2 protein-coding genes are annotated in these 2,485 nt (G+C 40.0%); both read right to left on the bottom strand.

Annotated elements, in window-relative coordinates:
- Positions 1-44: 44 nt before the first annotated feature.
- Positions 45-809, bottom strand: a complete 765-nt coding sequence (gene istB / locus D8M03_RS17415; RefSeq protein WP_121216041.1) for an IS21-like element helper ATPase IstB — start codon at positions 807-809, stop codon at positions 45-47.
- Complete coding sequence (gene istA / locus D8M03_RS17410; RefSeq protein ID WP_121216040.1) at positions 809-2,353, bottom strand: IS21 family transposase; 1,545 nt, start codon at positions 2,351-2,353, stop codon at positions 809-811. The genes istB and istA overlap by 1 nt, the downstream gene beginning before the upstream one ends.
- Positions 2,354-2,485: the final 132 nt, after the last annotated feature.

Here is a 2,485-nt window from a genome sequence, read left to right as displayed (position 1 = left end):
TGTAGACGTCAAGTCGAATTTTACACTTTTTGCTCATTTCCTTTTTACACTTCTGCTGAAAATATGCTTTTCCTATTTCTCATACGATGACTTTCCTCATCTTCTCTACCATGAATGACTTCCACACGATGAAGTAACCTATCCAAAATTGCCGTCATAATGCCTTGATCCCCTATTAAATTGCCCCATTCATCCGGACTTTTATTTGAGGTCAGAATGATCGAACTTCGTTCGTATAAATGGTTAATTAAATGGAAGAATAGGTTCGCCTCTCTCTGATCCATCGCCATATACATCAAATCATCGATAATTACTAGGTCAGAACTTCTGATCCGTTTAAGTTGTACCTTTGATTTGTTCAGATATTCTTCCGTTTTTAAGAGTTGGATAAGTTCACCCATCGTGACGAAGTAAACATGGAATCCTCTGTGAACGGCTTCGAGCCCCAATCCAACTGCGATATACGTTTTACCAATACCGGGTGGGCCTAACAGTATTAAGTTGTACTGCTGCTCCAGCCAGCTTAACTCTCTAAGTTGGGTTAACTGACGGGCAGTCAGAACGTTTTGGCCTTTCAGTTCAAATTCATCTAATGACTTCACGAAAGGGAAACGTGCCCATTTCATTCTTTTTTCTAGACTTTTCGCTTCACGTTTTGCTAATTCATATCGCGTAATAGACTCCAAAAACTCCAAGTATGTCCACGAAGCTTTTTCGGCTTCGCGAAGAAGCTGTGGTAGCTCCTCCGCGGTTTCTGCTAATCGTAACTGACGAAATTGATCCTGCAGTTCATTCACTGTTTTATGCATCATGCTCGACCTCCTAAAATGCTAGTATACGTATTTAGAGATCGAGTAGAAGCCTTGATACTAGAATGTTTTGCTGGTTTGGCAGAAAGGGATCCTATCTCCTGTACTGGCTGTTGATTCGATGTATACAGGTGATGTGCAATGTCACGAAAATCGTTGGCACTAAACAATTTTTCTGTCATACACTTGGTCATAACCGAGTCAATAAACGCTGGATATTTTTGAATCACCTGCTGAATGATTGTGAACTGATCCCGTCGATATCTCGGGTATTCTTTACTGATCTTATCAAAATATGCAGCTGCCTGTTTCTGATCTTCAAAAGAGGAAATCAAACGTCGTTTAAACTCTTCAATTCCTTTTGATCGATCACGTGTATGATTGCGATTTTGAATTAGCTTTCCTTTCTCTACGCTGATGCCATGCTCGGCGATGATTTCACCTTCTGCTTGTTTTCGAATCACGAGCGTCTGTTGTTCTCTACCTTTAACTTCAATCAAAACAAGATTTTCAGAATTTGTTTGATAAGTCCCAAGTGGAACGGAATAACGGTTTGACTTATAACGGATTGTGTTGTCCTTACTTACACTTCTTGTTATACTTTGATTATTGGTACTTTCATATGAAAGTAATGAAGAGACTGGCTGTAAGTGTTGCTTTTCGAGGAGAAACACTTCTGCTGGTCTTTTTTTCGTTGTTTGATGAACCTGATGGTTCCCAGTTCGCTGGAGCCATTGTAATGCCCGATGATTCCAATCCTCTATGTCGCTAAACACTCGACTGTCTGCGAAATTACCTTTTATGTACTTCACCACATTTTCAATCATGCCCTTAGATTCCGGGTCAGCTCTTCTGCATAGGTGAATTTTAAACTTACGTTCATTCACATAACTTTGAAACTCAGTTGTTAAAAGCAGCTGGCCTGCATTCTCGCTGACTGCGATTAGATGATCCTGATCATATACGATTTCTTCTGTGCGTCCTCCATAAAATTGAAAAGCATTTTCATGACACCGGATCGCGTCTCTAGTAGTGAAAGGACGTGTCTGCCACTCCATATATTTGTACCTTGAATGAGCCATGACAAACGCAATGAAGTACAGCTTAATCTCTTTGTTGTCAGTAGTCTTCTGCTTCGTTTCGCCCCAATCTACCTGAAGTTGTTTGCCCATCGGTTGTTCGGGAACAGCTTCGTATTGACGAACAATTACTTTCTTCTCAATCTGATAAATTTCCCTGACTTCTTTTACATAAGATCTCACCGTACTTCCCCCGACTATCAGATCGGGGTATCTTTCAAGGAGCCAATCATGAATTTGTGCACCGCTCAGGTGCGGGTATTCTTCTAACCAAGCAAGTATCCAGTCTTTATGGCTATCTAATTTCTTTTGCCTCCCATGTGGGTGTTCAGTGTAAGCTTTTGCTTCCTCCAATGTCATATCTAAATATTTATAGACAGTTGGCCTTGAAATCTTAAGCTCCTTGGCGATTTGTGCTACCTTAAATTTCCGTTTGTGTAATTCCTGAATCTTTACATACAACACTAATTTCTCCTCCAAAATCCTAACCTCCAGTAAAATAACATCACAAACTATTTTACTAAAGTTTTAGGCTGATAGAGCAAAAGTGTAAAATCTAATCAAGCGAAAACTGTCAACTTTATTCTAGCGTTTACA

This window comes from Ureibacillus endophyticus (genome assembly GCF_003628435.1).
Classification (GTDB): Bacteria; Bacillota; Bacilli; order Bacillales_A; family Planococcaceae; genus Ureibacillus; species Ureibacillus endophyticus.
The sequence above is the reverse complement of the archived record's forward strand: the minus strand, read 5'-3'. Positions and strand labels throughout refer to the sequence as shown.

Bases quoted from the DNA above. Each gene is read 5' to 3' on its own strand.
- istB (WP_121216041.1), bottom strand. From the start codon at position 809: ATGCATAAAACAGTGAATGAACTGCAGGATCAATTTCGTCAGTTACGA.